The organism is Chryseobacterium lactis (genome assembly GCF_003815875.1).
Lineage (GTDB): Bacteria > Bacteroidota > Bacteroidia > Flavobacteriales > Weeksellaceae > Chryseobacterium > Chryseobacterium lactis.
The window spans coordinates 600,158-624,191 of record NZ_CP033924.1; the positions used below are offsets into that span (position 1 = coordinate 600,158).

The 24,034-nt window shown below is 35.9% G+C and carries 20 protein-coding genes; 9 read left to right on the forward strand and 11 right to left on the reverse strand.

The features are described from left to right. Positions 1-4: 4 nt before the first annotated feature. The 5 genes from EG342_RS02595 to lpxB all read right to left on the reverse strand — a co-directional run bounded on the left by EG342_RS02595 (position 5) and on the right by lpxB (position 9,716). Positions 5-667, reverse strand: coding sequence for a succinate dehydrogenase cytochrome b subunit (locus EG342_RS02595; RefSeq protein ID WP_103291843.1), 663 nt, complete (start codon positions 665-667; stop codon positions 5-7). Between the two features lie 144 nt (positions 668-811). Beyond that, on the reverse strand, positions 812-2,581 hold the full coding sequence (locus EG342_RS02600; RefSeq protein ID WP_103291842.1) for a ComEC/Rec2 family competence protein: 1,770 nt from the start codon (positions 2,579-2,581) through the stop codon (positions 812-814). A 123-nt stretch (positions 2,582-2,704) separates the two neighbouring features. After that, positions 2,705-4,651 carry a RagB/SusD family nutrient uptake outer membrane protein gene (locus EG342_RS02605; protein WP_246008724.1) on the reverse strand — a complete coding sequence of 649 codons (1,947 nt, stop codon included), beginning with the start codon at positions 4,649-4,651 and terminating at the stop codon, positions 2,705-2,707. A 7-nt stretch (positions 4,652-4,658) separates the two neighbouring features. Beyond that, positions 4,659-7,997, reverse strand: a complete 3,339-nt coding sequence (locus EG342_RS02610; RefSeq protein ID WP_103291840.1) for a SusC/RagA family TonB-linked outer membrane protein — start codon at positions 7,995-7,997, stop codon at positions 4,659-4,661. Positions 7,998-8,612: 615 nt separating this feature from the next. Continuing rightward, on the reverse strand, positions 8,613-9,716 hold the full coding sequence (gene lpxB, locus EG342_RS02615) for a lipid-A-disaccharide synthase (protein WP_103292157.1): 1,104 nt from the start codon (positions 9,714-9,716) through the stop codon (positions 8,613-8,615). Between the two features lie 78 nt (positions 9,717-9,794). On the opposite strand from lpxB, the gene EG342_RS02620 reads away from it, so the two are divergent. Beyond that, positions 9,795-10,304: a DUF2480 family protein gene (locus EG342_RS02620; RefSeq protein WP_103291839.1), complete on the forward strand. Its 510-nt coding sequence runs from the start codon at positions 9,795-9,797 to the stop codon at positions 10,302-10,304. Between the two features lie 108 nt (positions 10,305-10,412). After that, positions 10,413-11,081, forward strand: coding sequence for a DUF937 domain-containing protein (locus EG342_RS02625; protein ID WP_103291838.1), 669 nt, complete (start codon positions 10,413-10,415; stop codon positions 11,079-11,081). Between the two features lie 60 nt (positions 11,082-11,141). On the opposite strand, the gene EG342_RS02630 is transcribed toward EG342_RS02625, so the two are convergent. Together EG342_RS02630 and EG342_RS02635 are read right to left on the reverse strand one after the other, a co-directional pair. Then, a complete protein-coding gene (locus tag EG342_RS02630; protein WP_103291837.1) occupies positions 11,142-11,261 on the reverse strand; it encodes a 30S ribosomal protein THX in 120 nt (39 codons plus the stop codon). Positions 11,262-11,413: 152 nt separating this feature from the next. Then, positions 11,414-12,808, reverse strand: coding sequence for an MATE family efflux transporter (locus EG342_RS02635; protein ID WP_103291836.1), 1,395 nt, complete (start codon positions 12,806-12,808; stop codon positions 11,414-11,416). 113 nt (positions 12,809-12,921) lie between these two features. Here EG342_RS02635 and EG342_RS02640 point away from each other — a divergent pair, with 113 nt between their 5' ends. The 3 genes from EG342_RS02640 (at position 12,922) to EG342_RS02650 (ending at position 15,746) form a co-directional block, all read left to right on the forward strand. Then, positions 12,922-13,278, forward strand: coding sequence for an ankyrin repeat domain-containing protein (locus EG342_RS02640; protein ID WP_103291835.1), 357 nt, complete (start codon positions 12,922-12,924; stop codon positions 13,276-13,278). A 137-nt stretch (positions 13,279-13,415) separates the two neighbouring features. Beyond that, the gene (aspS, locus tag EG342_RS02645; RefSeq protein WP_103291834.1) at positions 13,416-15,170 is read left to right on the forward strand and encodes an aspartate--tRNA ligase; all 1,755 of its coding nucleotides are present in this window, start codon (positions 13,416-13,418) and stop codon (positions 15,168-15,170) included. 39 nt (positions 15,171-15,209) lie between these two features. Further along, entirely contained in the window at positions 15,210-15,746 is a 537-nt protein-coding gene (locus tag EG342_RS02650; RefSeq protein WP_103291833.1) for a hypothetical protein, read from the forward strand. A 12-nt stretch (positions 15,747-15,758) separates the two neighbouring features. On the opposite strand, the gene EG342_RS02655 is transcribed toward EG342_RS02650, so the two are convergent. Both EG342_RS02655 and EG342_RS02660 read right to left on the reverse strand, forming a co-directional pair. Then, complete coding sequence (locus tag EG342_RS02655; RefSeq protein WP_103291832.1) at positions 15,759-17,027, reverse strand: adenylosuccinate synthase; 1,269 nt, start codon at positions 17,025-17,027, stop codon at positions 15,759-15,761. A 297-nt stretch (positions 17,028-17,324) separates the two neighbouring features. After that, complete coding sequence (locus tag EG342_RS02660; protein WP_103291831.1) at positions 17,325-17,897, reverse strand: Crp/Fnr family transcriptional regulator; 573 nt, start codon at positions 17,895-17,897, stop codon at positions 17,325-17,327. 145 nt (positions 17,898-18,042) lie between these two features. Here EG342_RS02660 and ku point away from each other — a divergent pair, with 145 nt between their 5' ends. The 4 genes from ku to EG342_RS02680 all read left to right on the forward strand — a co-directional run bounded on the left by ku (position 18,043) and on the right by EG342_RS02680 (position 21,966). Next, positions 18,043-18,828 (forward strand): non-homologous end joining protein Ku, encoded by a 786-nt coding sequence (gene ku / locus EG342_RS02665; protein WP_103291830.1) that lies wholly within the window; start codon positions 18,043-18,045, stop codon positions 18,826-18,828. Further along, positions 18,828-19,433 (forward strand): DNA polymerase ligase N-terminal domain-containing protein, encoded by a 606-nt coding sequence (locus tag EG342_RS02670; protein WP_103291829.1) that lies wholly within the window; start codon positions 18,828-18,830, stop codon positions 19,431-19,433. The genes ku and EG342_RS02670 overlap by 1 nt, the downstream gene beginning before the upstream one ends. A gap of 71 nt (positions 19,434-19,504) precedes the next feature. Then, positions 19,505-21,385 (forward strand): DNA ligase D, encoded by a 1,881-nt coding sequence (gene ligD / locus EG342_RS02675; RefSeq protein WP_103291828.1) that lies wholly within the window; start codon positions 19,505-19,507, stop codon positions 21,383-21,385. Between the two features lie 38 nt (positions 21,386-21,423). Beyond that, complete coding sequence (locus EG342_RS02680; RefSeq protein ID WP_103291827.1) at positions 21,424-21,966, forward strand: hypothetical protein; 543 nt, start codon at positions 21,424-21,426, stop codon at positions 21,964-21,966. A 95-nt stretch (positions 21,967-22,061) separates the two neighbouring features. Here the strand turns inward: EG342_RS02680 and EG342_RS02685 are convergent, their stop codons facing one another. Beyond that, positions 22,062-22,907 (reverse strand): mechanosensitive ion channel family protein, encoded by an 846-nt coding sequence (locus tag EG342_RS02685; protein WP_103292156.1) that lies wholly within the window; start codon positions 22,905-22,907, stop codon positions 22,062-22,064. 361 nt (positions 22,908-23,268) lie between these two features. Beyond that, on the reverse strand, positions 23,269-24,003 hold the full coding sequence (locus tag EG342_RS02690) for an SDR family NAD(P)-dependent oxidoreductase (protein WP_103291826.1): 735 nt from the start codon (positions 24,001-24,003) through the stop codon (positions 23,269-23,271). Positions 24,004-24,034: the final 31 nt, after the last annotated feature.

The window sequence follows — 24,034 nt, forward strand, 5'->3', positions numbered from 1 at the left end:
GATATTATTGAGTTATAAAATGATAAACTGCCACGATGATAAAACCTGCCGGAATAAGGATAGAATACCATGTTCCGAAAGCCTTAATCACAGGCGTATATTTTGGATGTCTTGCTCCGATAGACTGGAACGAAGACTGGAATCCGTGAGCTAAGTGTAATCCCAATAGTACAAAAGAGATCACGTATAAAGCCACTCTCCAAAGATCAGCAAACTTCTCATGAAGTTCCGGCCAGAAACGTTCTGCATCAGGAGCTAATCCCTCTACATACTTGTAATTGATTTCATGTAGCCAGAAATCATATAAGTGAAGCGCCAGGAAAGCCAATATAACAGCTCCGGAAATAATCATATTTCTGGACATCCATGAAGAATTCACAGATGCATTGTTTGCTGCATACTTTACCGGACGTGCTTTATTATTCTTGATTTCAAGTACAAATCCCATCGCAAAATGGAAAATTACTGCAAAGCCAAGAATAGGCTGCATTAAGAACTGCACAAAAGGATTATAGCCCATAAAGTCAGATGCTGTGTTGAAAGCATCCTTGTTAAGGACTGATAACAAATTGGTTGTCAAATGCAGTATAAGAAAAATCAGCAAAAACATAGCTGATAATGCCATAGCGTATTTTCTACCTATCGTAGAACTCGTTAAACCTGCCATATAAGTTTAAATTTGAATTTCCACAAAATTAAGAAATGTTAACAATATCGAAAAGTGAGAAATCTCACAAATAGACAGTTTGTAATGTTTCTAAATAAGAATTGACACTTTATAAATACAGGAAAAACATAAAAATTGCATCTATTATTTCAGATCATAAATCCGGTTCATAAAAACAATTTTTTGAGCCGATGACGGAATTGTTTTTATCTCAAAATGACGGATCCTTCGGGAGGAACAATAGGGATTGATTAAAAACTGTAATACCTTACCGTTATCGGCAATATCGGGAATCCAGAAACAAACCTCATCGCCTTTTTTTATGGCAAATATTTTACTTTTTTGAAAGTTAATAGACAGCGATTCTTCCCTTTGATTACTGAAAGTATTGCATCCCATTCTAATGGTAAGAAATAGTAAAAAAGCGATGGTTAATCTCATATAATTTTTAAAATTTAATTTTAAAATGACAAATCGTAATAAATATACCATTACTAAAGCTGAAAACACTTCTATTAAGCTCATTGGTATGTTCTCAAAAAACAACATATCTCTTTCAGCAAACCAATGAATTATTTTCAACAGAACCTGAATCACAAAATCATAGATTATATTAATCCATTCAAAATCAATATTAAAGCTAATAAACACAGTCATTAAAAAAGAGAATACAATGATGACTTCTGAAAAAGGTACAATGATAAAATTCGCAATAATTGAAATCAATGAAAACTGATGGAAATAATATAAAACCAAAGGAAGTGTTGCCAGTTGTGCGGATAATGATATTGTAATAGTATTGAATATCAATTTTTTAAAATAAGAATCCTGGTTTGGAAAATATCTCAAAAGAGGCTGATTCAACCAAAAAATTCCAAGAACGGCCAAAAAACTCAACTGAAATCCAACATCAAACAGCTGCTGAGTATCCAACATCAAAATAACAAATGCTGATAATGCCATGGAATGAAGGAGATCAGGTTTCCGTTGCAACAGAATAAATATAAAATAGATACTCAACATCAGGCATGCTCTTAATACCGAATTACCGAATCCTATGAACATCGCAAATAACCAAATGAATCCAAGACTTGCCACAATCACATATTTTCGCAAGCGTACCGGAATAATGCGAGTCATTAAGAAATAAAACATTCCAAAAATAATGACAATATGGCTTCCTGAAATCGCCAATAAATGAACCAATCCTGATCTGTTAAAGTCCTGAACTGTATTAGAATTCATCTCCGTTCTGTCTGCGAGAATAATTCCTTTTAAAAACTCTTTAGCTTCTGTAGACATTCCCGTTTGATTAATCGTAAGCAAAACCTCAAGTCTATTTTGTCTGACTTTATCAACAAAACTTACGTCATCCTTTTCTGCAGAGGTAATTTCATTGATAAGGAAACTTTGATATCCTATCCCTTTCCGTTTCAAATAATGAGCATAGTCAAATTGAAAATCATATTGGGGAGCCTGAGGTGCTGTGATGTAGGCTTTAGCTTTATAATAATGATTAAAATCAAGTTCTTTATGATCTCTGGAAACATAGAAAACTGATGAAAAACTATGATTCCTCACCTGCGCCGTCCCTACATATTTTTTATATTTTTCGCTGGAATTCAATTTCTGAGAAATTGTAAAAACAACAGTTCCTTTTCCTGTGAATATCGTGGTCTGAGATGGAAATGTATTATAAAAATGAAGTATAATTCCTATTCCAAAAAATAAAAGACCTAGCAGAACTACCCGGATTTTATGTAAAAAATAGGATTGAAAAAACATTGAAGCCAAAATCCCAACCCCGATCAGAGAAATAATACAAACTGAAGTTCTTCCCAAAAGAATGCTATCCTGAAAAAGAATTCCAAGGATAAAACATAGGGCTAAAATAAGAAGTGGTTGTTTGTTCAATTAATTAAAGTTTAAATACCGTGTGTAAAAAACAAAAGTCTAAAACCATCGTTTAGACTTTTGCCAGATAAGCTAAACAAAGCTCAATATCATTCCGAGAATATTATTTATATACTCATCAGTTTATTTTATAGCAGTTCCCCCAGCTTGAATAGGCCAGTAAGGATTCTGGTAAATGGTAGATTTGGCCGGATCTCCATCTGACGCCAATAAAAAATGCTGGTAAGCTATTGGCTTAAGATAATGAGCCTGTGCAAAATTATAACCGTTATAGTAATTATTATTTTGCGAGATTATCTGGTAAGGTCGCAAATAGATACTATTCGATTTTGGAGAAACATTAGGGTCCGCATCAGGTTCTGCTCTAAGACGACTCACTCCGTTTTTTGTATAATTTTTATACATAGAACTCCAGAGATTGAAGCCTTCAATCTGATAATTATTAATCTGATCAAGAGCTCGCCATCGTTTCAGATCTTCCCAGCGCATTCCTTCAGCTATTAATTCATTTCTTCGCTCTCTGCGGATATTATAGAGTGTTTTATCAATTAACTGACCACGTGAATATTTTGCCCAATCATTCTCTTGTGACAGATCAGTTGCATTAATGGTTATATTATAGTCTGCCATCAAACCACTTCTTTTTCTCAATTGCTGCCAATATGATGACGCATTACCATCCAGATTTTGATTTTTCACATAACAGGCTTCAATATAATTGAGATACGCTTCCGATGCCCTGAAAATCAAACTCCCTGAAATACTTGTATTTCCACCATAATAGGAAGGATCTCCATACAATCCTTTCTTTATTTTGTATCCTGTTACAGACTTTGATTCATTGATATCCAAAATATTAGGATAATCTACTATTTTACTTCCTGTTGGGGATGCATCTAAGTCATCACCCGGCACCTGTAAAAAAAGCTGAAGACGTTCGTCTCTGTCAGCTCTCAGATCAGTAAGCTCCTGATCTCCTTTATAACCGGATCCCGCAGCATAAATTGGAAGCCCGTTTTTCATTAAAAAAGATTCCATCAGAGATCTGGTATAGCCGGTTCCTCCTCCGGTATTTAAGTAATTTTGGGTAGAATTCGTTATAAACTGGCTGCTATATTGTCTCCAAAATAATACTTCGCTATATTGAGACATCATTTGATCTGAAAACATCTTAAAATACGTATTATTAAATACCGCTTTCCCAGCAGTCTCATGAGTATTGGTTACCAGAGGGAATGCTTCTGCAACAGCTTTAGAAGCATCCATTGCCTCACTTAAAAAATAATTAATTTCGGAATCCAAATTAACAGAATAACCAGCGAGATAATCTTTTCCGGCTCCGGGCCAGCCTGGACCACCGGGTACAAATGCTGTATTATTATGATATTTCTCCCATGTTCCTTCATAAAGCGCCACCCTGGATTTGAGAAGTTGAGCAATTTCTTTGCTGATTCGATTTTTATTTTCCACCGGGCCGGACTTCAATAATTGAATAGACTTATTTAAATCCTCAATGATAAATCTTGCCACTTCATTTCGGGGACGTCTTTTTGAAGCCTCCATCAATATTTTTTTATCGTCAGGGAATACTTCTTTTATAATAGGAAAATCCCCTAGGTCCTTTAGTTTATTAAAGTATTCATAGGCTCTGAGAAAGTATCCTTCGCCAATATAATGTCTGATATTCGCATCATTCCCGCTAATCTCTTTTTTTCCATAACGTTGTTCTGCATTGATAATAAAATAGTTAATATTTCTTATCCTATTAAAGTCCCAGGCTCCTTCATTAGTTTCGACACGCCACAGTCCAGTGCCCCACTTCTCTGAAGCAGTCGGTGAGGCTTGATTATCTGTCCCATTATCATATCCAAAAGTACCTATATTCCAGGATCCATGAGACGGAAAATCATATAGTGAAATGGTATAGGTAGACAGATCCTGTTCAGATCTAAAGTATACTTCAGGAGTAACCTTATCTAAAGGTTCTCTATCTAAAAAATCATTACAGGATACAATAGTTAAAATAGCCAGTAACAATATTGTTCTTTTTATAATTTTTATTGTCATCATAAATTGTTTAAAAGATTAATGTAATTCCCGTAGAAATCACTCTTGATAATGGATACACTTTACCCTTTCCCCATGCTCCATTGATCGTTTCAGGATCAAATATTTTAGACATTTTGGTAATTGTAAATACATTTTCAGCAGAGAGATAAATTCTCAGATGATTGATCCCCAGAGATTTCAGCATTTCCGCCGGCAGACTATACCCTAACTGAATATTTTTTAACCGGATATAAGCCGCATTTTGTATCCAGCGGGTTTGTGGTTCAAAGTTTTTTGTTCCATAATCAAATATGGGACGTGGATAATATGAATCTACATTGGGTCCAAAAGGGCTATCGGTATTGGCAGGTCGGAAATAATTCATATGCTCTGTAAAAGCCGTTGATTGCCACAGCCCTACATTTGCCCCAATAAAATAAGGCTCAGCTCCAATATTTATATCTCTTTTCCCGACTCCCTGAAAGAAAATATTTAAATCAAACCCTTTATAATCCATATTGATATTCAGACCGAAATTATAACGTGGAGTACTATTTCCTATAATACGTCTATCTCCGGGATCACTCAATGTATTTTTACCATTATCAATCTTTCCGTCTCCATTAGTATCTTCATACATAATATCACCAGCTCCCCAGTTACTTCCCAGCCTGTCCTGATTATGATTTTTAAGCCATTCCTTCATTTCTTCATCGGTTTTAGCTATTCCTCTTGTTGTATACCCCCATATTTCGCCGAAATATCTTCCTGCATAGTAGTAATCCAAGTTGCCTGTTTCATTATTGTATCGAGTCACTTTTTGTCTGTTATCGCTCAGCATTCCGTTTATACTATAATTAAAATCCTGTCCTATCTTACCTTTCCATCCCACTTCTAGTTCAAAGCCTTTGGATTCCATATCTGCGTTATTCATATCCGGAACTGTTGTACCAAGAGTAGCCGGCAGCGCCGGAGCAGGAGCAACCATATCAAAAGTTTTACGTTTAAAATAATCGAATTTAAAATTAAGTCTGTTGTTGAATGCTGTAAAATCAAGACCATAATTCCATGTGGTAACCCGTTCCCAGGTTAATGACCTACTAACCATTCCCGGAGCATATGCAGTATTTGTCCGCTGCCCGTTAATAAGCCAATACCCATCATTAGCCCCCACCGGCATGGTTTGGAAAAATGGATACCAACCAATTTTATCAGTGTTTTGATTTCCTAGAGATCCATAAGAAAATCTAAATTTTAAATCATTAACAGCCTGAGCAAAACGACCCATTTTTCCCCAAAAATCTTCCTTAGCCATATTCCAACCGACTGAAAAAGAGGGATAAAAATTCCATCTCTGATCTCTCAGAAAACGGCTTGTTCCATCATACCTTCCATTAACTTCTACCAGATAGCGTTGTTTATAATTATAATTAAGCCTTCCAAAAGCTCCAAAGGTAGACCAGTGCCCACGTGAGCCTCCAACACCAGGCGTATTTCCGTAGGTGGCATCAATAGCAATAACATTTGGAGAATACAACATATCTCTTGAAGCCCTAAACTCCTGAACCTTATTAAGTTCAGACTGCATTCCAAGCATAGCCTTGAAATAATGATTATTTAACTGTGTCTCATAGGTTGAATAAATATTAGTATTGAAAAAATTTCTTCTAAGTGCATTTTCTTTTACCAAAGAAGAGCCAGGCTTATTGAGCCCATCCCCTACCCCTGCATCATATCCTGCAGGAATAGCAGTTCCATTACCATCATATCGGTAAATCGGCAGATAAGAGCTATTTGTAAAAGTATTTGTTGTGATATAATTAAATTCGGCTCTGGTTTCCCAGTTTTTTACAGGATTAAAAATAAATGCAACCTGCTGAGTAAGGATATCCTCCTGATTTTTCCGATTACTGTTTTGTAATTCCTGGATTTCATTTCCCGACATATAGTTCCCAAAAGGATCTTTCACCGGATTTGTAGGCCATCTTCTAGCCACATTATGATAAAAGAGCCCACTCATGTAGGCAGGACTTTTATAATCTGTACGGGTAAAACGAGTACTATAATTCAAACGAAGAAAAGGTAGAAGCTGAGCATTAATTTTACCGTTCAAGGTATATCGATCCATTCTATCAGGATTGTACCGCATTAACCCATCAGTACCTAGCCAATTAGCAGAAAAATAGTAGTTTATTTTTTCAGCGCCTCCTCTTATACTAAGATTGTTTTCCGTAGAGGGAACCCATCTTTTGTAAAATTCTTTAAACCAGTTTACATTGGCAAATCCCTGGTCATATGTTCGCCAGTACTGACCTTCCGGATTCCATTCTGTACCATAATTTTTACCAGCTTTGTAATCTTTTATTTTTTGAATAACCTCCGGAGTAAAAACAGGATTTTGTCCGGCATTTTTCGCAGCGTCATTAAAGTAATATGCAAATGACTCAGAATCCATCATACTGGGCTGTAAAAGTGGTGAGCTGAAGCGCGTCATCAGGTCATAAGTAATTGTTGGCTTACCTGGCCTCCCTGTTTTCGTAGTAACCAACACGACTCCAAATGGTGCTCTGGAACCATATATAGAGGCCGATGAGGCGTCTTTCAGTACAGATATACTGGCAATATCCCTTGGATTTAAACTCTTCAAATCCCCTTCTACTCCATCAATCAATACCAGTGGAGAAGATGACATCTTATCACCTATAATTCCCGATCCCCGGATGGTAAAACTCAAAGCATTATCTAACTGTCCACCTCCGTTTCCAAGGTTAAAATTTAGCCCTGAAGCGGTACCCTGTAATGCCTGTATTGCATTATTTATGGGGCGTCCTTCAATGGCTTTTTCAGATACTGTTGAAATAGAACCGGTAATATTTTCCTTCTTCTGCTTTCCAAAACCAACGACTACCACTTCATCGATATCGTTGGTCTTATCTCCAATATTCTTAGAACTCACAGAGCTTAATTCTATTTGAAATGCCGTTGTATTTGCTTTAACAAGTATTTCTTTGTCAGAATATCCGGAAGCTGTGACAATAAGGGTATCCAATACATCAGCATCAATTGTAAAAGCCCCTTTCTCATTAGTAATTGTTTTAATATTTGTTCCTTTTACTACAATTTTTGCGTTGGATACAGGCTTTCCTGTTTCATCAACAACTACCCCGGAGATTTCTTTTAAAATAGGAAAAGAAAATCGCCTAACTGTACTGAAAGATTCTTTGGTATAAAAATTGTCTACTTTATTGTCATTTACTATTCCATAATATGTTTTACCATAAATGGGACATAAAGTAAGAAAGAAAACTGCCGGCAAAGCTTTATTACTATAAAACTGCTGCCTCCATAAAATAAATTTTCGTTTCATAAGGTTTTTATTTTTTTAAACAACACTAAACAAGAGAGTTAAATGTTATTTAGGTGTTTCTAAAATTAAAAAAGCTATCTAGCCCTAGTCACGAGCATCAAAGATCATTGGAACAAAAAATCACGGTATTTGTTGAGGGTAACATCATGATTTAGATCCAAAGACATGATACAATCAGTACCATAATTCAATTCAGATATAATTTTTTAAAGGGAAAGATTTTAAAAGTAGAAAGAAAAAGAAACGAAAAACATATTAATAAAAGCAATATCCGTCAAGTAGGATGCATGTATGAGAATTTTGCATTATATGAACCATTACGTAGCCTTATTTATTTTTATATAAGATATCCGTAGGGTGTATGTATAATCAATTTTACTGTCTTTTACATATAAATTGATTCTTAAAAGAGGTTTATATTATTCAAAAAAACACACAAATGATAAGAGGAACATGAATCTTATATATAAAAAATCCCAACAAAAAAATTGTCAGGATGTTATTTAAATTAAATCACCACAGAGGCATTTAATGTCTTTATAATGATAAAGATCTATTTTACTATAAAAAGAATTAAAGAAGAATTGAATCTTTTGCTACAAAATCAAAAATGAATTAAACTTTTAAAATGACTTCTGCAGCATGGTCACTAGCCCCTTTTCCGCCTAGTTTTTCCCTTAATAGCTTATAGTCATTCAGAACCTGTTCTCTTTTTTCACCATTCAATATTTTAGTAAGTTCCTCCACAAGATTCTTCGTATTCAAATCATTCTGAATTAATTCTTTTACCACTTCTCTGTCCATAATCAGATTGACCAGAGAAATATAGTTGATATTCTTCACCAGCCTTTTAGCAATAGCATAAGAAATCTTACTTCCACGGTAGCAAACCACCTCAGGAATATTCAATAACGCGGTCTCCAAGGTAGCCGTTCCGGAGGTAACAAGCGCTGCTTTTGAACACCTCAGCAAATCATATGTTTTATTGGAAACAAAGTGTACATTGTCATCCACATATGTTTGATAGAATTCTTTTGGAAGGCTTGGTGCACCTGCGATAACGAACTGATAATTTTTAAAATGAGGTCTCACGGAAAGCATTATTTCAAGCATTTTCTCTACTTCCTGTTTTCTGGAACCCGGCAGAAGTGCGATAATCTCTTTTTCATTCAATCCGTTTTCTGCTTTAAACTGATCAATGCTGATCTCCTGCAGATCTGAAATAGCATCCAATAACGGATGTCCTACAAAATGAGAATGAACGCCGTGTTTTTTATAAAAATCTTCTTCAAAGGGAAGTATTACCATCATTTCGTCTACATACTTTTTGATGATTTCTACTCTGCCTTCTTTCCATGCCCATAATTGTGGAGAGATGTAATAAACTACTTTAATTCCTAATTCTTTAGCGAACCTGGCAATTCTTAAGTTAAAACCAGGATAATCTACCAAAATTAAAACGTCCGGCTTATGGTTTTGAATATCGTCTTTACAGACTTTAATATTGTTTAAAATCGTTCTTAAATTCATCACTACTTCCAGAAACCCCATAAAAGCCAGATCACGGTAATGTTTTACCAGTGTTCCACCCTGAGCTTTCATCAGATCTCCGCCCCAAAACCTAAATTCCGCCTGTGGATCTTTTTGTTTTAAAGCTTTCATCAAGTTGCTTCCATGCAAATCACCGGAAGCTTCTCCCGCAATAATATAATATTTCATTTCTATAGTAAGGATAGAGAACAAATTAAAATACATATGATCTTAATTCGTAAATTTGTTCAAAGATAATGATAAAAAATGTCAGAAGAATTTGAAATCCGGAATAAAGTTGCAGAAAGCGGCCTTATCAATTTTGACCTTGCCACTTTACTTCCAAAAGGGGTAAGAAAGGGGATTGACCTTAAAGATTTTCTTTTCCAGGAAATGATCCTGAAGGAAAAAGATTTTCGTGAAAAGGTAGACACTATTAACACAGAAGAATATCAGGACAGCTATATATACATCTACAATTCTGTAGACACGATTATTCCACTCTGGGCTTATTTCGTCATAACGGCGAAGCTTACTGATGTGGCTAAAAAAATAGTTTTTGGAAACCGTGAGGATCTCGAAGTTATTTTGATGCATAATGCCATTCAGACTTACGATTTTGAGGATATGCGTGGTAAAAGAGTTTTGGTAAAAGGGTGTTCGGATAAAGAAATCCCTGAAAATGCCTATATAGAATTGGTAGAACAGCTGAAACCGCTTGTAAAGTCTCTGATGTTCGGGGAAGCGTGTTCTAATGTTCCGATTATAAAAAACTAAGATTAAAAAGTGTTCCTCAAACTTTAACAATAATTGTGAAGTTTAGATATTTTGGGAGGCATATTTTTTGATAACTTTGATTCACTTAATACTAAACAAACACAAACAATGAGTTTAATTGACCTACTTACGGGGAACACAAGCAACCAGGTTGCTGAACAGGCTGAAAATAAATTCGGAATCAGCAGAAATCAGGTAATTGCCTTATTGGCAGTAGCTACACCTCTTATTATTTCTTATCTTAGGAATAAATCTCAGGACTCTAAAGAAGCAGAAGCTTTAAACAGTGCTTTAGATAAAGACCACAATGGAAGTATTTTAAATGACGCTTCACAAATTGAGGCAAGACAGGCTGAAGGAGGTTCTATTCTTGATCATGTTTTTGGCGGACAAAAAAGTACTGTTGAAAATCAGCTGTCACAAAATACAGGAATTTCAATTGATAAAATCGGACCCATTCTTGCGATGCTAGCCCCAGTTGTTATGGGATATATCGGTCAGCAAAAACAACAAAACAATGTTGGTGCCGGTGGTTTAGGAGATCTTTTGGGAGGAATCCTTGGAAATGCATCCAACCAGGCTCAGACACAACAATCCAACCCTTTGAATGATATTTTGGGGAGTGTTTTAGGTAACGGAGGTCAGTCTCAGTCATCAGGAAATCCTTTAAATGACATTCTGGGCAGCGTTCTTGGCGGTGGTAGTGGAAATCAGCAACAACAAGGAGGCGGAGGCTTAGGAAGTATCCTTGGAAATATTTTAGGCGGAGGGAAATAATTAATTTAATTTGTCATAAAAAAAGACCGGAGAGTAGTTCTCCGGTCTTTTTTATTTCTTTTACTTTTTGGATTTTTCTTCTGCTGCCACAAAGGATTTTGAAGCTTTTCTAGGTCTTCTTTTTCCATAGCTTCCGGCATTGATTTTTCCTCTTCTTGACTTTTTATCTCCTTTTCCCATAGTAATATGTATTTTGTTATTCTTACGAATTTAGAAAATATGATTTTAAAATCCAATAAATGAAGCTGTTAAAGTTTTATAAAAAAGAGCAAAAGTTCGAAGTTAATGATCGATTACTTCAGTAAAATCCTGCTTCCAGCTTCCCCGTTTTCTTATACCTTAATCGTTTTCCATTTTCCTTTTTTAAATAAAATAAAGGCAACAATGGTAATTAACGTCTCTGCTGCCGGAATTGAAATAAATACTCCTTTTGGACCCATTTCCAAATGCTTTGACAGGAAATAAGCCAGAGGAATCTGGAACAACCAGAATCCAAAAAGATTGACCCACGTTGGAGTCCAGGTATCTCCCGCTCCATTGAAGGCATTGATCATCACCATTCCTATTCCATAAAAAATAAATCCGGTACTCATAATGAACAGAGCGCTTTTAGCGAAATTTTTAATCTCAATTTCCTGAGTAAAAAAGCTTACCAGAAAATTTCCAAGGAAAATAAATATCAAGCTGACTATTAACATGAAAATCACATTATACTTCACTGTTTTCATTACCGATTGTTCTGCTCTCAGCATCTCATTAGCTCCCATATTTTGTCCAACCAGTGTTGATGCTGCATTGCTGAGTCCCCAGGCAGGAAGCATAAAAAACATCATGAGTCTTAATGCGGTCTGGTATCCGGCAGATGCATTCTCACCACCTGTAGTGGCAACGAGTTCCGCAAGAAAAATCCAGCTGCATGAAGCAATGACAAACTGAAAAATTCCAGGAGTTGCAATTTTTACAATGGATTTAATTAAACTAAACTGTGGTTTAAAATAACTGAGCTTAATACGAATCTGTGTATCCGCAATCAAAAGGTGATACAGCTGATAAATAACTCCAATACTCCGTCCTATCGTGGTTGCCAGTGCCGCTCCTGTAAGTCCCATAGCAGGAACCGGTCCAAATCCTTTTATCAAAACGGGACACAGAATAATGTTGGCAATATTGGCAATCCACAAACTTTTCATGGCAATCATCGCATTTCCTGCACCTCTGAAAATCCCATTGATTAAAAATAAAAGCATAATGATCGTACTGCTTCCCATCATGATTCTCGTAAAATCTTTTCCATACGCAGCAGCTTCAGGCTTTGATCCCATTAGAATTAAAATTTCTTCGGCATAGATTACTCCCAATAAACTCAGTATTAAAGTTATTGCAAAAGACACCAACAATACCTGGGCGGCACTTCTGGAAGCCTGTTCCGGGTTCTTCTCACCAATTCTTCTTGCTACCAAAGCAGTAGCAGCCATACTCATCCCAATGGCAATAGAATACATCACAGAAAGCACAGACTCCGTGAGACCTACAGTCTGAATAGCAAAACCACTTTCTTTCAAGTGCCCCACGAAATAGAGATCTACTAAGGCAAATACAGACTCCATCGCCATCTCCAGCATCATTGGAATTGCCAAAAGAAGAACGGCACTTCTTATATTTACTTTGGTAAAATCGGTTTCTTCTCCGCTAAATGCTTTTTTTAAAAAATCAATATATCGTATCATTTTCCAATTAATAATTTATGTAATCCCAAAAATACAAATCCAATTATTAGTAAAACTTAGCAATTGGTAATAAAATTTAATTTAGCTTTGTATATTCTTAAAAAATAATTCTTATGAAAAAAATAACTTCTACAATTTTTCTATTTGGAATTTTAGCATCTGCCAATATGCTTTCTGCTCAGAAGCTTACTCAGGAGAAGATGAAGGCCATTTATACCGATGATATCGCAACATTTAAAAAACATTTTGCGCCCGGAGATTACAATAAATGTTTTACTCTTGGAACTGAACAGTTCTCTCCACTTGGATTCAGTGTATTAGGTGGAAAAACTAAGATTATCAATTTTTTATTGGATAATAAGGCCAACATTAACAAAAAATGTACAGGAACTCCTCTTCAGATTGCAAAAGATGCAAAAAGAGTTGAGGTTGCCCAGCTACTTACTGAAAGAGGTGCTACCAGCAATTAAAAACTCATAAAATATAACTTTTAAACTTCCTTTCGGAAGTTTTTTTGTTTAAAAAACCTGTAAAAATCTTATCTTTGCCAACGAAAAATTCAAGGTTCTGAATTGAACCTTAAACATTGAACTTTAAACAAATAATTATGTTTCGATCGCACACCAACGGAGAGTTATCTCTAAAGAATCTGAATGAAGAAGTTACACTATCAGGATGGGTACAAACTATCCGTGATAAAGGATTTATGATTTGGGTAGATCTTCGGGATCGTTACGGAATTACCCAGCTGGTTTTAGATCAGGACCGTTCTTCCGCACAGCTGATGGAAGAGGCTAAAAAACTGGGCCGTGAGTTTGTGATTCAGGCCACTGGAAAAGTTATTGAAAGAGTCAGCAAAAACCCTAATATTCCAACAGGAGAAATTGAAATTTTAGTTGAAAAATTAACGATTCTGAATGATTCACAACTTCCTCCTTTCACTATTGAAGATGAAACAGACGGTGGAGAGGAATTAAGAATGAAATACCGTTACCTGGATATCAGAAGAAATCCGGTAAAAGATAAATTGATCTTCCGTCACAAAATGGCACAAAAGGTAAGAAATTACTTATCTGATGAAGGATTTATCGAAGTGGAAACTCCGGTTTTAATTAAATCTACTCCTGAAGGAGCCAGAGACTTTGTTGTTCCCAGCAGAATGAACCCGGGGCAGTTTTATGCATTGCCTCAGTCTCCACAAACCTTCAAGCAATTGCTAATGGTTGGTGGAATGGATAAATACTTCCAGATTGTAAAATGTTTCCGTGATGAAGATTTAAGAGCCGACAGACAGCCGGAATTTACACAAATCGACTGCGAGATGGCCTTTGTAGACCAGGAAGATGTGATGAATGTTTTTGAAGGAATGACCAAGACTCTTATAAAAGATATTACCGGTCAGGAATTCGGAAACTTCCCAAGAATGACTTTCGCAGATGCGATGAAAAAATATGGGAATGACAAACCGGATATCCGTTTCGGAATGGAATTCGTAGAATTGAATGAACTTGTAAAAGGGAAGGATTTCAAAATATTTGATGATGCAGAACTGGTTGTAGGAATTAATGTAGAAGGATGTGCAGAGTATACAAGAAAACAGATTGATGAGCTTGTAGACTGGGTAAAACGTCCTCAGGTTGGTGCTTCAGGAATGGTTTGGGTTAAATTCCAGAATGATGGTGTGAAAACCTCGTCAGTGAATAAATTCTACAACGAAGAAGATCTGGCAAAAATCATCGAAAAATTCGGAGCAAAAGAAGGTGACTTAATGTTAATTCTTTCCGGGAATGAAAATAAGGTAAGAGCTCAGCTTTCTGCTTTAAGAATGGAGCTTGGAAACCGTTTGGGATTAAGAAAAGGAAATGTGTTTGCCCCACTTTGGGTAGTGGACTTCCCATTACTGGAATTTGACGAAGAAAGTGGACGTTACCATGCCATGCACCACCCTTTCACCTCTCCAAAATCTGAAGATATTCATTTATTGGAAACAGATCCGGGGAAAGCAAGAGCTAACGCTTATGATATGGTGTTGAACGGAAATGAAATCGGAGGCGGGTCGATCAGAATTTTTGACAGAGATCTTCAATCAAAAATGTTCGACTTATTAGGATTTACCAAAGAAGAAGCGGAAGCCCAGTTTGGATTCTTAATGAACGCTTTCAAATACGGAGCACCACCACACGGTGGTTTAGCATTCGGGTTTGACCGTTTGGTTGCTATTCTTGATGGAAATGAAGTGATCAGAGATTATATTGCATTCCCTAAGAACAATTCAGGGCGTGATGTGATGATCGACGCACCAGCTTCCATTGCTGATGCACAACTCGATGAGCTGGAATTAAAACTAGATTTAAAAGCATAAATTTGAAGCGGGGTATTTGCCCCGCTTTTTTTATATACTATGAAAACTTTCATTCAGATACTTTCTTTAATTAACTTTTTATCAGTCTTGGGAATTGCAATATCTTTATTACTGATATTAATAAAAAAAGTAATTTACTATCCTCCTAATGCCATCAATGACGCTAAAGAAAAATCTTCAAAATACCTATCCGTATTCGGGTTATGTCTTTCATTAAGCACTGCTTGTACTTTTGGCAGCAAAGCACTTATAAAAAGTGATTTCCAAAAAACGCTGAAAGAAAATAAGATTATTCTAGTAGAAGTCAACGGATTTTCATTTGCTCAGGAAGATGCCGCCGACCTTTTTACAAAATTTGAAGGTGATCCCGGACGTTTCCATTGTGAATCTTATTTAGGATATATTACCTTTGAAAATGATGAGTCAATTCCTATTGAAGTTATTCAACATTGTTATGAAGAAAACAAATACATTATTGTTTCTAAGAAATATTCAACAGATGCTACAATTGGAATCATAACGACTTCAAAATTCGATTATATAAAAAATAAACCTCTTCCAACAGATCAACAATAATCCTCACGAAATTTATTTCATTTTTAAAATCTCTTCTCTTCCAGGACCGATAGAAAGATACCCTACAGGAATTTTTAATTCTGCTTCCAGAAAAGAAAGAAAATCTTTTAATTCTTTTGGTAATTCCGAATGATCTTTCATATTTGTAAAATCTGCATTCCAGCCTTGCATCCATTTCAGTACCGGACGGGTATTGTCGGATAGTGTTCCGGAAACAGTTTCAACAGTTCCGTCTTCAAGTTCATAATGTGTGCAAATAGCGACAGATTCCAGACCACTTAAGACATCTGCTTTGGTTAGTACCAATTGAGTCACTCCATTGATCATTACAGCATATTTTAACGCAGGAAGATCCAGCCATCCTGTTCTTCTTGGGCGGCCAGTATTAGAACCGAATTCATTTCCTTTGATTCTGATTTCTTCTCCAAGCTCATCAAAGAGTTCGGTTGGAAATGCCCCGTTTCCTACTCTTGTACAATAAGCCTTTGCAATGCCGTAGATTTCCCCCATTTTTTTCGGAGAAATTCCTAATCCACTACAAGCACCCGCAGCCGTGGTAGAAGAAGAGGTCACATAAGGATATGTCCCGTGATCAATATCCAACATCGCTGCCTGCGAGCCTTCCGCCAATATTTTTTTACCTTCTGCTAAAGCATGATTCAGATAAATTTCCGTTTCGGTACAATTGAATTTTTTCAGGAATTCTATGGCATCAAAAAATTCTTTAGTGATTTCCTCTAAAGGTGGTAAAACCATATCTCCGGCTGCCAGCATTTTGTAATCTCTCTGTAAAATATGCTTCGCTCTACTCTCGAAATCCTGAGTATAGATATCTCCAACCCTTAGATTCTGTCGTAAAATTTTATTCGAATAGGCTTGTGCAATACCATTTTTTGTAGTTCCTATCGTTGTATAATCAGGATTTTCCTCCATAAAAACATCAAGGAGCTTATGCGTAGGCATCACCAAATGAGCCTTTCTGGAAATAATAATATTTTGTTCCGGCTGAATGATGCCATCGAAAATCTGAAGATTCAGAATTTCTTTCTTAAAGCTTACAGGATCCAGCACCGTTCCTGTACCAATAAGGTTTTGAACTTCCTTCATGAAAATACCGGAAGGAATCATTTTCAGCGTAATTCTTTTCCCATTTCGCTCTATACTATGCCCGGCGTTAGATCCGCCATTAAAACGGGCTGTAATGTCATAATATTCACTGATCAGGTCAATAAACTTTCCCTTTCCTTCATCACCCCACTGCAATCCTAATACAATATCCATACTTTAAATTTTATGGGACAAAGCTATGACCGTTTGAAAGAGAAGCCATTGCCATTTGGCAAAAACGTATTTCCTGACAATATATAGTACAGGAATGAATTTATTAGGTTTCGGCTAAAGCCAATGGAAGATTCTTAAAAATGATTGAACGGGCTAAAGCCCGTCCCCTATTGAGTATAATCTTTTAACCGTTTTCTACTTTAATAAAACAAAAAGCCAGAAATCATAATTTAGATAAAATTACAATTTCACCAACAATACTCAAACACTATGACTCTCAAGCTCTCCCTCTAAAATTTATTCATTGATATTCCTCCTGATACGGCTCAGTGACGAAGGGGTAACGCCGAGATAAGAAGCCAGCATAGACTGTGGAACTCTGTTAGCCAATCCGGGATAATGATTTAGAAAGTGAATATATCTTGATTTTGCGTCCTGATTCAACATGATGCTCGCTACTTTAAGTTTATTTTCTGCTACAAAACCATGAATTCTGGCAAAGAGAACAGGCCAGATCGTGATTTTCTCTTCCAGTATTTTAAAGTGATTAAGATCTATTACCAGTAATACAGAATCAGTAATGGCCTCAATATCTTCGTGGGCTGGCAACTGCTCGGTAAAGCCCTGAAAGTCTCCTATAAATCTTCCTTCATAGATAAAATAACGGGTAAAATCATCTCCCTGCTTATTATAATACAAAGACCGGAAAACACCTTCTTTTACAAAAGCAATCCTCTGGCTCACCTTTCCTGCCTCAACAAAACTTTTTCCTTTCTTTATATTGATTTTCCGGATACCCTCTGCAATCAGAAGCTCATCCTGCTCATTCAAAGTACCGAATTTTTTGATGTAGTTAAAAAGTTCTTCCATATTATTTTTTTACCCATGAATCAGAAATATAAAGGTATAAAACTCGTTGATAAAAACAATTGTCATTTGGCAACAAAGGTTTTTAAAGATACCACAAAAGGTTTGCACGGCATATTAATTGCTTGATTTTTAAAAACGTAAGACAATGAAAGCAATTTGGAACGGCGCCATTGGCTTCGGCTTAGTAAACATTCCCGTTAAGATTTATTCCGCTACAGAAACAAGTAAACTGGATCTTGATATGCTTGATAAATCTGATTTTTCTAATATCAAATTTAAAAGAGTCAATGAAAGTACGGGAAAGGAAGTAAAATGGGAAAATATAGTCAAGGGTTATCTCATGGACGACCGATATATCGTTCTGGATGAAGACGATTATGCAGCAGCAAGTCCCGAAAAGACAAAAATTTTATCCATTAACCAGTTTGTAAAAGAAGTTGAAGTAGACAGTGTTTATTTTGAAACCCCTTATTATCTCGAGCCCCAGAAAAACGGTGAAAATGCCTACAGACTTTTACTTAAAGCTCTTGAAGAAACAAAAATGGTTGGTATCGGAACTTTCGTTCTTCGTGAAAGTGAAACGATTGGAATGATCCGTCCCTACAATGATGATATATTGGTTCTGAACCGTTTGAGGTTTGATCAGGAAATAAGAGAATATGCAGATTTAAAAATACCTGCCAAAAAATCTCCTAAACCGGCAGAGCTTAAGATGGCAGTAAGCCTCATCAAGCAGCTTTCCCAGGATTTTGATCCGACGATGTATAAAGACACCTATTCTGATGAATTGATGAAAATCATTAAACAGAAAGCAAAAGGTAAAAATATAAAAGCCAAAAAAGCCGAACCTGCAAAAGAGGGTAAGGTGATTGACCTTATGGCTCAGTTAAAGGCTAGTTTAAGCAATACCAAATCTAAATCCGCATCATAATGGCTCTGAAAGATTATCAGGAAAAACGGAAGTTCGATGAAACTACCGAACCGAAAGGAAAAGCCAAAAAGAGCAAAAACAAATTGATTTTTGTTATTCAGCGACATGCGGCAAGCCGGCTTCACTACGATTTCAGGTTGGAAATGGAAGGAGTGCTGAAAAGTTGGGCTGTTCCGAAAGGACCGTCTTTAGATCCGCAAGATAAGCGCCTCGCCATGATGGTGGAAGATCATCCTTATGATTACAAAGATTTCGAAGGAAATATCCCGGAAGGAAACTATGGAGCGGGACAGGTAGAAGTATGGGACAGCGGCACTTATGAACCCTTAGATGAAAATTCTAAACTTTCTGATGAAAAGGAATTATTAAAGGAACTTCATGCCGGTTCATTAAAATTTGTTTTACACGGTAAAAAACTGAAAGGTGAATTTGCTTTGGTTAAAATGAAAAACGGCGAAAACAACGCCTGGCTGCTTATTAAGCATAAAGATGATTTTGCAGAAAGTCCTTATGATGCTGAAGAAAATACATCTCCAAAATCTTTGGTAACGAAATTTTTAGAGGAAAAAAAAAGCCTAAAAATAAGCCCCAAAAAGAAATCATAACGTCTGAAAAAAGATTCAGAAATTTCAACTCGTTAAACAACGAAAAAAAATTAAAAACATTTATCAAACCTATGCTGGCAAAGCTTTCAGAGGAAGCATTTGACGATAAAGACTGGGTTTTTGAAATAAAATGGGATGGATATCGTGCCATTGCGGATCTGAGTCATAATGATCCGCTCTTCTATTCCCGAAACGGGATTTCATTCTTATCTAAATTTGATACTATCGCAACAGATTTTGAACGGCAGAAGTATCAAATGATCCTGGACGGTGAAGTTGTAGCGTACGACCACGAGGGAAGACCTAATTTCCAGCAGTTGCAACAAATCGGGGATAACCCCAATCCAGCTCTTGTTTATCAGGTTTTTGATATTTTATGGCTGAATGGCCATTCTACGGAAGAACTTCCTTTAATTCAACGAAAAGAACTTTTAAAAGAGGCATTGGTTGAAACTGATGTTATCAAATATTGCGACCATATTTCTGAAAAAGGCATTGATTTTTTTAAACAAATGAAAAAAATGAAGCTGGAAGGAATGATTGCCAAGCGAGCCGACAGTGTATATGTAGAAAACCACAGAACCAGTGACTGGCTTAAAATTAAATTCAACAACACCGACGAAGCCATTATCTGTGGATTCACCGAACCACGAGGTTCACGACAAAGTTTCGGAGCCTTAATTTTAGGGAAATATATTGATGGGCAACTAACTTATTGCGGACATACCGGAACTGGATTCAATAACAGCTCATTGAAGGAACTTTATGAAAAATTTCATAAGCTCATTGTGAAAACTTCCCCTTTTGAAACAATTCCCAAAACCAATATGCCTGTAACCTGGATTAAACCGGAACTGGTTTGTGAAATCAAATATTCAGAGATTACCAAAGATGGCATCTACAGACACCCTGTCTTTGTTGCTATTCGGGAAGATAAAGAACCTGATGAAATAAAGGATTCCGGCCACAATACACTCACCGAAAAATCTAAAGATATGAAAGCCAAAACTTCATCAAAAAAAACAGAAACTCATGAAAAAGAAAATGAGATCACATTAAACCAACATAAGGTAAAACTCACCAATCAGGATAAAATCTATTTTCCGAAAGACGGTATTAGCAAGGGTGATGTGATAGACTACTATCAATCGGTTGCAACCTATATCCTACCCTATCTGAAAAATCGGCCGCTATCTCTCAATCGTTTCCCTAATGGTATTGAAGAACAAGGTTTTTACCAGAAAGATGCGGGAGAGCATATTCCGGAATGGATCAAAACAACACAGGTGTATTCTGAATCTAATGATAAATACATCGACTATATTTACTGCAATGATAAAGCAACGTTAGCATATCTGAACAATCTGGGATGTATTGACCTTAATCCCTGGAACAGTTCGTTACCAGATCTGGATCATCCAGATTATTTGGTTTTAGATCTGGATCCGTCGAAAAAAAATAGTTTTGACGACGTTATTGAAACGGCTCTTCAGGTAAATGAGATTTTAACCTCAATTAAAATAAAAGGATATTGCAAGACTTCCGGAAGTACAGGAATCCACATTTACATTCCGATGGGTGGAAAATATGATTTTGACCAGGTGAAAGATTTTGCACATATCCTCATGAAACAGGTGAATGAAAAGCTTCCAAAGATTACTACACTGGAAAGAAGTTTACAAAAGAGAGATTCTAATAAAATCTACCTGGACTACCTTCAAAACAGAACGGGACAGACTTTAGCCAGTGCTTATAGTCTAAGACCAAAAGAAGGTGCTTCAGTATCCATGCCTTTGGATTGGAATGAACTTAAACCGGGAATAAAACCAACAGATTTTAATATTCATAACAGTCTGGAAAGGATTAAAGAGAAAGGAGATTTGTTTAAACCGGTTCTGGGTAAGGGAATAGATATGATGAAGGCACTGGAATTCCTGCAGAATATTGATTAATTTTTATATTTTAGCAGGAAAACTACCACTATTAACCCATGGATGAAACAATCAAATTAGAAGTACTCTTTGATGAAAATTTAGAGCGGGAAAATCAAAAATTCTTCTTTCATTATGTTTGGAAAAAGCATTTCACTCAATTAAAAAAATCTCTTTTTTTTGGACTATTAATACTAATTATAGGATTTATACCACTTAAAGGATTTGATGAAAGCCCAATTCCCTATATCTTTAGATATATTGGATTTCTGTATCTCGGATATGTATACTTACTTATAAATCAATATATTAAATCTAAGAAACAAAACGATCAGTTAATTGAAAATCTCATTAGTGATTTTAAACAGAAAAGTGAAATTCATAACCTAATATTTCTCAATAAAGAGGATATTACAGTTCAGACTCCGTTTAGTACCATTGGCTCTATTTGGGATAGAACCAATTATAGAATAGTTGAGAAGTATCTCATTTTAGAAATTTCAAACAACTTAAATTTTATCTTTACTAAAGCCGAGTTTAAAGAGAGTAATTATGAAACTTTACTTGACTTTCTACAACAATATTCTAAAAAAGGAAATTAATGATATTTCTTTCGTTGTACAGTAGAATCTCAAAATGAAAAACCTCCTGCATTATTCTGTTGCAGGAGGTTTTTTATTATCATTTTCAAATACAATTATTGATTGTAGACATGAATATCTCTTTGTGGAAACGGAATTCCGATTCCTGCTTTATCCAACGCTTCTTTACAGCTGATGATCAACTCTTCATTCATTGCCCAGTAGTTTTCTGTAGAAGAGCTTACTCTTATTGACAGATTTACAGCGCTGTCCCCAAGCTCAGTCACGACGACTTGTGGAGCCGGCACTGTAAGGGCATATTGATTATTTTTAATCACATCCATCAAAAGATCTTTGGTTTGTCTAAGGTCAGCATCGTAAGCAACTCCGATATCCAACGCTGTTCTTCTGGTACCTAATTGGGTGAAATTCGTAATACTATTGTTTGAAACGACTCCATTCGGAATAACTACTAATTGATTTTGAGGAGTAATTAATTTGGTATGAAAGATATCAATCGCCTGCACTGTTCCTGATACTCCGGAATTGGTAGAGATAAAGTCTCCGATTTTAAATGGTTTTAGTAGTAAAATAAGGATTCCACCGGCAAAATTCGTTAGTGACCCCTGTAATGCCAAACCTACGGCAAGACCTGCTGCACCAATCATCGCAACAAATGCTGACGTTTGCACTCCCAACTGAGTAACTACCACAATAAAAAGCAGAATATTAAGCCCCCAGTTGATAATATTTAAAAGGAAAAGCTGTAACGAAGCTTCCATATTACGTTTCTTAAAGGCTTTTGCAACAAGCTTTTTAATCATTCTTATCATCCATGAACCTATCAGATAGATCAATACCGCCGAAATAACTGCCGTAAAAATTCTCGGAGCCCATGCTATTGCTGAAGATATTAAAGTATCCCAATGTTGTTGAATGTTGTTCAATTCCAGATTGTCCATTTTTTTTCTACTATTTAAATGTTTATATATTAAATATTTATCGTTCTTCATGAATGGTAAGCGAAATACTGAAATTGAGTAGAAATAAGATCTGCAGACAAAATAAACAAAGCCTTACCCATTGTAGAGGTAAAGTAAATGTTTTATACATGAAAAAGATGGATAACAGAACGGAATGATTCTGCTTTACTCAATGATCATTTCAGAATTACCTCTTACCGGAAGAAATAAATTCGGTTCTTCTTATTACAAAAAAGGTACCGAACTTTAATTTCGATAGGATTTATCTTTCCATAAAACGGACAATTAGATATTTAAAACAGAAATAATTTTGCAAAAAATCTTAATTCAACGAAAAATATTACGGAAGCTTCGCCGCCAGACTTTCAGGTAAAAGTCTCAGAATATGGTAAATTATTTTCCATTTAAAATCGGGAACGATAGTAAAAGAATTTCCGGCGTTTACGATATATTTCGCAACGTAGTCCGGTTCCATAATCAATGATTCATTAAGTTCTAATCCTTCATTGATTTTTGTTCTGATATATCCGATGACCAGAGCATTTACAATTATTTTTCTTGACGATAACTCTTGTCTTAATCCTGCAAGATATTGGGTAAAAGCAGCTTTGGTACTTCCATAGACAAAATTACTTTTCCTTCCTCTGACACCTGATAAGGAAGAAAGACCAATAATTCTTTCCAGGTTTTTATTGCTTTCATCCATTGCAATAATATTAAGAATGGAAACACCTCCCATATAATTCACTTCCATCATTTGTTTAGCTCCTTTGAAATCAGTTAGTGCTTTTTGATTATCCACCAAAAAACCGGCAGCGTAGACTACAATATGAGGTTTTACGGGAAGATCATAGTAAAATTTCTGATGAGAGCCAAAATCTGCAGCATCAAAATACAAAACGTTTACTTTTTCTGGATTTAAATGCTGAGCTGTGATAAAATCTTGTAGGGATTTTGTATTTCTGGATGCAGCCATTACAGAAAAGCCTTTTTCAAGGTATTGGATTATGCACTGTTTTGCGACATCAGAATTAGCTCCTAAAATGAGAACAGTTTTACTTGTGTTTTGATTCATGGGACAAAGATAATTTTTATTAAGGACTCAT

Bases quoted from the DNA above. Each gene is read 5' to 3' on its own strand.
- EG342_RS02595 (WP_103291843.1), bottom strand. From the start codon at position 667: ATGGCAGGTTTAACGAGTTCTACGATAGGTAGAAAATACGCTATGGCA.
- EG342_RS02605 (WP_246008724.1), bottom strand. From the start codon at position 4,651: ATGATGACAATAAAAATTATAAAAAGAACAATATTGTTACTGGCTATT.
- EG342_RS02610 (WP_103291840.1), bottom strand. From the start codon at position 7,997: ATGAAACGAAAATTTATTTTATGGAGGCAGCAGTTTTATAGTAATAAA.
- lpxB (WP_103292157.1), bottom strand. From the start codon at position 9,716: ATGAAATATTATATTATTGCGGGAGAAGCTTCCGGTGATTTGCATGGA.
- EG342_RS02620 (WP_103291839.1), top strand. From the start codon at position 9,795: ATGTCAGAAGAATTTGAAATCCGGAATAAAGTTGCAGAAAGCGGCCTT.
- EG342_RS02625 (WP_103291838.1), top strand. From the start codon at position 10,413: ATGAGTTTAATTGACCTACTTACGGGGAACACAAGCAACCAGGTTGCT.
- EG342_RS02630 (WP_103291837.1), bottom strand. From the start codon at position 11,261: ATGGGAAAAGGAGATAAAAAGTCAAGAAGAGGAAAAATCAATGCCGGA.
- EG342_RS02635 (WP_103291836.1), bottom strand. From the start codon at position 12,808: ATGATACGATATATTGATTTTTTAAAAAAAGCATTTAGCGGAGAAGAA.
- EG342_RS02640 (WP_103291835.1), top strand. From the start codon at position 12,922: ATGAAAAAAATAACTTCTACAATTTTTCTATTTGGAATTTTAGCATCT.
- aspS (WP_103291834.1), top strand. From the start codon at position 13,416: ATGTTTCGATCGCACACCAACGGAGAGTTATCTCTAAAGAATCTGAAT.
- EG342_RS02650 (WP_103291833.1), top strand. From the start codon at position 15,210: ATGAAAACTTTCATTCAGATACTTTCTTTAATTAACTTTTTATCAGTC.
- EG342_RS02655 (WP_103291832.1), bottom strand. From the start codon at position 17,027: ATGGATATTGTATTAGGATTGCAGTGGGGTGATGAAGGAAAGGGAAAG.
- EG342_RS02660 (WP_103291831.1), bottom strand. From the start codon at position 17,897: ATGGAAGAACTTTTTAACTACATCAAAAAATTCGGTACTTTGAATGAG.
- ku (WP_103291830.1), top strand. From the start codon at position 18,043: ATGAAAGCAATTTGGAACGGCGCCATTGGCTTCGGCTTAGTAAACATT.
- EG342_RS02670 (WP_103291829.1), top strand. From the start codon at position 18,828: ATGGCTCTGAAAGATTATCAGGAAAAACGGAAGTTCGATGAAACTACC.
- ligD (WP_103291828.1), top strand. From the start codon at position 19,505: ATGCTGGCAAAGCTTTCAGAGGAAGCATTTGACGATAAAGACTGGGTT.
- EG342_RS02680 (WP_103291827.1), top strand. From the start codon at position 21,424: ATGGATGAAACAATCAAATTAGAAGTACTCTTTGATGAAAATTTAGAG.
- EG342_RS02685 (WP_103292156.1), bottom strand. From the start codon at position 22,907: ATGGACAATCTGGAATTGAACAACATTCAACAACATTGGGATACTTTA.
- EG342_RS02690 (WP_103291826.1), bottom strand. From the start codon at position 24,003: ATGAATCAAAACACAAGTAAAACTGTTCTCATTTTAGGAGCTAATTCT.